This is a genomic window from Sphingomonas sp. CCH9-F2, assembly GCF_001556735.1.
Classification (GTDB): Bacteria; Pseudomonadota; Alphaproteobacteria; order Sphingomonadales; family Sphingomonadaceae; genus Sphingomonas; species Sphingomonas ginsenosidimutans.
Map to the genome: position 1 here is coordinate 1 of NZ_LSJO01000104.1, position 5171 is coordinate 5171.

At 71.2% G+C, this 5171-nt stretch carries 5 protein-coding genes; 1 reads left to right on the forward strand and 4 read right to left on the reverse strand.

Annotated features, from left to right (window positions below):
• Positions 1 to 850, forward strand: an 850-nt coding sequence (locus tag AX685_RS03225; RefSeq protein WP_066485402.1) for a zinc-binding dehydrogenase, incomplete at its 5' end; no start/stop codon positions are given.
• Between the two features lie 21 nt (positions 851 to 871).
• Here AX685_RS03225 and AX685_RS03230 read toward each other — a convergent pair.
• The 4 genes from AX685_RS03230 to AX685_RS03245 form a co-directional block, all read right to left on the reverse strand.
• Positions 872 to 2071: an acyl-CoA dehydrogenase family protein gene (locus AX685_RS03230; RefSeq protein ID WP_066485404.1), complete on the reverse strand. Its 1200-nt coding sequence runs from the start codon at positions 2069 to 2071 to the stop codon at positions 872 to 874.
• Positions 2068 to 3132 carry an acyl-CoA dehydrogenase family protein gene (locus tag AX685_RS03235; protein ID WP_066485406.1) on the reverse strand — a complete coding sequence of 355 codons (1065 nt, stop codon included), beginning with the start codon at positions 3130 to 3132 and terminating at the stop codon, positions 2068 to 2070. Before AX685_RS03235 ends, AX685_RS03230 begins: the two co-directional genes overlap by 4 nt.
• A complete protein-coding gene (locus AX685_RS03240; RefSeq protein ID WP_066485408.1) occupies positions 3129 to 4736 on the reverse strand; it encodes an AMP-binding protein in 1608 nt (535 codons plus the stop codon). Before AX685_RS03240 ends, AX685_RS03235 begins: the two co-directional genes overlap by 4 nt.
• A gap of 36 nt (positions 4737 to 4772) precedes the next feature.
• Positions 4773 to 5171 (reverse strand): nitronate monooxygenase (locus tag AX685_RS03245; protein WP_197418468.1); only part of this gene is annotated, 399 nt, incomplete at its 5' end.

Here is a 5171-nt window from a genome sequence, read left to right on the forward strand (position 1 = left end):
GGGCGAGGTGGTGGAGATCGGCCGCGGCGTGCAGCAGCTGAAGGTCGGCGACAAGGTGATGATCCCCGCCGCGGTCGGTTGCGGGGCGTGCCGGTCGTGCCTGTCGGGTGACGTCGTCCATTGCGACAATGGCCAGGGCAGCTGCTACGGCCTGTCCGCGCAATTGCAGGGGGTGCAGGCGGAGGCGTTCCGGGTGCCCGCTGCGGATGCCAATGCGTGGCGCATCCCGGACGGCATATCGGACGATCAGGCGCTGATGATGACCGACGCGCTCGCCACCGCATGGTTCGGGGTGCGCAATGCCGATGTGCGGCCGGGCGGCTCCGTCGCGATCATCGGACTGGGGCCGATCGGGCTGATGGCGGTGGAAAGCGCCTGGGTGATGGGCGCGGGCGTCGTCTATGCGATCGATCCGATCCCCGAACGCCGCGCGCTGGCCGAGGTCGCGGGGGCGATCGCGCTTCACCCCGATGTCGCGCTGGATACGATCCGCGAGGCGACCGGCGGGCGCAAGCTGGAAAGCGTGGTGGAGGTGGTCGGCGGCGATGCCACCGTCGACATGGCGCTGCGGCTGGTCATGGCGCGCGGCACCGTGTCTGTGATCGGCGTGCAGCAGTCGCGCCGCTACGCCTTCCCGCTGGAACGCGCCTTCGCCGCCGGGCTGACGTTCCGCACCGGCACCTGTTCGGTGCCGGAGGAATGGCCCGCGCTGATCCCGCTGGTGCGCGCCGGGCGGTTGCGCCCCGAACGCTATATCAGCCACCGCCTGCCGCTCAGCGACGGCGAGGAAGCCTATCGCCTGTTCGACCGGCGCGAGGAAGGCGCGCTGAAGATGGTGCTGAGCGCCTGATCCGGCCACGGGAAGCGCGCGCTACCCCGCGCGCACCTCGCGAAACGGCAGCGTGCGGTCCACCTCCGGCTCGCGCGGCAGTCCCAGCACCCGCTCGCCGATGATGTTGCGCTGGATCTGGTCGGTGCCCCCGCCGATCGAGGTGAAATAGGCGTTCAGCGCCAGGAAGTTGGCGTCCTCGGCGCGCGGATGGTCCGGCCCCTGCAACAGGCTTTCGGCCCCCAGCAGCAGCGTGCGCACACGCGCTTCCTCATGCAGGATGCGGCTCATCGCCAGCTTGCCCAGCGACATGATCGGGGACGACGTGCCCTGCGCCAGTTCGGCCTTGGCCCGCGCGGTGTTCAGCCGGTTCAGCGTGCGCCACGCGATCGCCTGCGCCACCTGCTGGCGCACCACCGGGTCGTCGATCCGTCCCGCCTCGCGCGCCAGCCCCAGCAGCGAATGATCGCCCTTCGGGCCGCCTGCGCCCGAACGCGGGCCCCGCGCGGCATCGCCCATCACCGATCGTTCATAGGCGAGCGCGGTCTGCAACACCCCCCAGCCGCCGTTCAGTGGCCCCAGCAGATGGTCGTCGGGGACGAAGGCGTCGGTGATGAACACCTCGTTGAAATGCGCCTCGTCGGTGATCTGGCGCAGCGGGCGCACCTCCACCCCCGGCTGCTTCATCGGCAGGAAGAAGAAACTGATCCCGCGATGCTTGGGCACGTCCCAGTCGGTGCGCGCGATCAGCATTCCGTAATCGGCGACCGCCGCGCCGCTGGTCCACACCTTCTGCCCGGTCACGCGCCACCCGCCGCCTTCCTCGTCGGGCACCTTGTCGGCGCGGGTGCGGATCGCCGCGAGGTCGGATCCGGCGCCCGGCTCCGAATACAGCAGGCACATGCCCACCTCACCGGCGAGTAGCCGGGGCACGATCTCCTCACGGAAACCATCGGCGGCATGGGCCAGCGCGGTATTCGCCCACAAATTGCTGCGGTCCTGTCCGGCGCCCGGCGCGCCGACCGCCGCGAAGGCGCGCTCGACGATCCTGGCCTGCTCGTTCGACAGCCCGCAGCCCCAGCGATCGACCGGCCAGCGCGGCACCGCCCAGCCGGCGTCGCGCACCTTGCCCAGCCATTCGCTACGCGGGTCGCGACCGAAACTCTCGTGGTGCGCGGGCAGCCCGCGCCAATGCTCGGCCAGCCAGCCCTCCACCTCGGCGCGCAGTTCGTCGTCGGTCATGCCTGTGCCTCCAGCGCGGTGAGATAGCGGTCGCGCCACCCGTCGCTGTCGCCGAACAGCTGCGCCCCCGACCGCGCACGCCGCAGGTACAAATGCGCCGGATGGTCCCAGGTGAAGGCGATCCCGCCGTGCATCTGGATCCCGTCCTTCGCCACGCGGACGAAGGCATCGGCACAGGCGAAGGCGGCCAGTGCCACCGCCGCATCCGCGCTCGCGCTCCGCTCCGCCACCTGCTGCGCGGCGTCGCGCGCGCCCGACGTGGCGGATTCGCTTTCCAGCAGCAGGTCGGCCGCCATGTGCTTGATCGCCTGGAAACTCCCGATCGCGCGGCCGAACTGGTGCCGCTCGCGGGCATAGGCGACGGTCATCTCCAGCATCCGCCGCGCGCCGCCCGCCTGCTCGCCCGCCAGCGCGACGACGCCGATGTCGCGCGCTGCCGCGACGGCGGCGGCATCCGCCACCTGGCGCGCGGGCGCGTCGATGGCGACGTCCGCCATTCGCCGCGTCCGGTCGAAGACGGGCAGGGGAGTGATCCGCGCATCCGCGGCCTCGATCGCGAAGACGCCATCGTCGCCGGCGATCAGGATCGTGTCGGCGATCGCCGCGTCCGCCACGAACCGCACGGTGCCGGTGATTCGCCCGCCCGCGACGGCCACCGTATCGCCGGGCGCCCAGCCATGCCGCCCGGTGAAGGCCACCGCCGCGATCCGCTCCCCCGCCGCCAGCCCGTCCAGGTCGGGGACCAGCGCGGCGGCGATCGCGCCGGAGATCAGCGGCGCGGGCAGCAGCACCGCGCCCGCTTCCTCCATCACCAGCTCCAGTTCGGTCGCGGCCAGCCCGGCGCCGCCATGCGCCTCCGGCACCGTCAGCCCGGCGATGCCCAGATCGGCCAGCGCGCGCCACAGCGCGGGGTCGTGCCCGCTGTCGCTGTCGATGATCCGCCGCACGTCGCCCTCGGTGCAGCGATCGGCCAGCAGTCGCCGCACGCTGTCGACCAGCGCGGATCGCTCGTCGTGGGTCAGCGTAGCCGGCGGGGCGGGGCGCAGCAGGGTGTCGGTCATGCCGGGGCGCTCCAGCTCTGCGTCGCAAGGGTGCGGGCGGCCGCATAATCCGCCTTGCCGTTGGCGGCGCGCAGCGGCGTCGTCGCGGCGACGATCGCCTTGGGCACCTTGTACCCGGCCAGATGCGCGCGGACGTGACCGCGCAGCCGCTCTTCATCCAGCGGCACGTCCGCCTGCGGCGTCACGACCGCGACGATCGCATTGCCCCAGCGTTCGTCGGGCACGCCGACGACCAGCGCGTCGGCCACGCCCGCGTGCCGCTTCAGCACCTCCTCCACCTCCTCGGCGAACACCTTCTCGCCGCCGGTGTTGATGCACGCGTTGCCGCGCCCCAGGAACGTCAGCGTCCCGTCCGCCGCGACGTCCACCCAGTCGCCGGGGATGCAGTAACGCTCGCCGTCGATCTCGCGCAGCGTCGCCGCGCTCTTTTCCGGGTCCTTGTAATAGCCCAGCGGATTGGGCGGGCCCAACGCCAGCATTCCGCGCCCGGCCGTGCCGCTGGCGATGAACCGGCCGTCCTCGCCAAGCACGCGGCAGCGCGGGCCGATCGCGAAGCGCGCGGTCGCTACCTCGCCCCCGGCGGTCATCACCGATGCGCCCAGCCCCAGCGCCTCCGATGACGACAGCACGTCGTTCAGCTGGGCGCCGGGCATGAAGTCCAGCAGCCCGCGCTTGACCTCCAGGCTCCACATCACCCCCGACGAGGTGATGGTGGTGACGCTGCCCAGATCGTAATCGCCCGGGTGATCGATCAGTTCGCGCAGCAGCGGCCGCGCGAAGCTGTCGCTGACGATCACCAGCGTGTCGGGCCGATGCCGGTCGATCGCGCGCAGCATCTCCCCCGGATCGAAGCCGGCGCTTTCCAGCGTCACGACGCTGCCGCCCAGCAGCAGCGCGTTCAGCGCGACGATCAATCCGGTGCCGTGCATCAACGGCGGCGCCACCAGCGCGCGCATTCGCTGGGTCGCCTGTCCCGCCAGCGTCGCCAACTCCTCCAGCGTGTCGGGAACGGCATAGGATCCGCGCAGGCCGCCGACCATCAGACTGTGCAGGTCGCCCTGCGGCCACATCACCCCCTTGGGCGATCCGGTGGTGCCGCCGGTGTAGATGAAGAACAGGTCGTCGGGCGACCGCGCGATCCCCAGCGGCGATCCGTCGCCGCCGCCGGTCAGATCGCCGAACGACGCGGTTGCCTCCGCCACCGGCGCGTCGCCCGCCTCGATCCACTGGATGCCCGCGTCCAGCCGCGGGCGCACCTCGGCGATGCGCGGGCGGAACTCGGCGCCATAGACGATGACCCGCGCATCGGCATTGTCGAACAGATACGCCAGCTCCGCGCTGGCGTAGCGGTAGTTGACGTTGACCGGCACCAGCCGCGCCTTCAACGCCGCGCACAGCGCGATCAGATACTCCGGCCCGTTGCGTAGGTAGATCGCCAGCTTGTCGCCCGGCTGCGCGCCGCCGTCGCGCACCGCGCGCGCCAGCCGGTTCGATGCAACGGCCAGTTGCGGCCAGGTGAGGGTGCGCTCGCCATGGATGATCGCGGTGGCGGCCGGATCGATCCGGGCCGCGATCGTGTCGAGCATGTCGCCCATGTTCATCATGGCTTTTTCCTCTCCGGTGCGCGTTGTTTCGCGCTTTTACTCCGCAATCAGGTCGTTCAGCCGCTCCACCGCCGCGATATAACCCGTCTTGAAGTCCTGCACGACCTGCCCCGCACTGCGCACATCGTCGACCAGACCCACGCCCTGACCCACGAAATAGGTCACCAGATCGCGTGCTTTCGCGTTCCCACCTTGTGCTGCGGCGTCCGCGGCCCGCAACGCACCTTCGCTGATCAGGCTCATGAACGGCATCGGCAGCGCGCCGGGACTGTCGGGATGCCGCTCCCACGCATCGGTCCAGGTGGAGCGCAACTGGCGCGCCGGCTTGCCCGTCCGGCTCTTCACGCGCACCGCATCGCGGCTGGTCGCGGCAATCATCTTCTCGCGGAAGACGGGCGAGGTTTCGCTTTCGGTGGTCGCCAGCCACACCGATCC

What these genes read in the sequence shown, in the direction of transcription:
- AX685_RS03230 (WP_066485404.1), bottom strand. Translation starts at nt 2,071, where the DNA reads ATGACCGACGACGAACTGCGCGCCGAGGTGGAGGGCTGGCTGGCCGAG.
- AX685_RS03235 (WP_066485406.1), bottom strand. Translation starts at nt 3,132, where the DNA reads ATGACCGACACCCTGCTGCGCCCCGCCCCGCCGGCTACGCTGACCCAC.
- AX685_RS03240 (WP_066485408.1), bottom strand. Translation starts at nt 4,736, where the DNA reads ATGATGAACATGGGCGACATGCTCGACACGATCGCGGCCCGGATCGAT.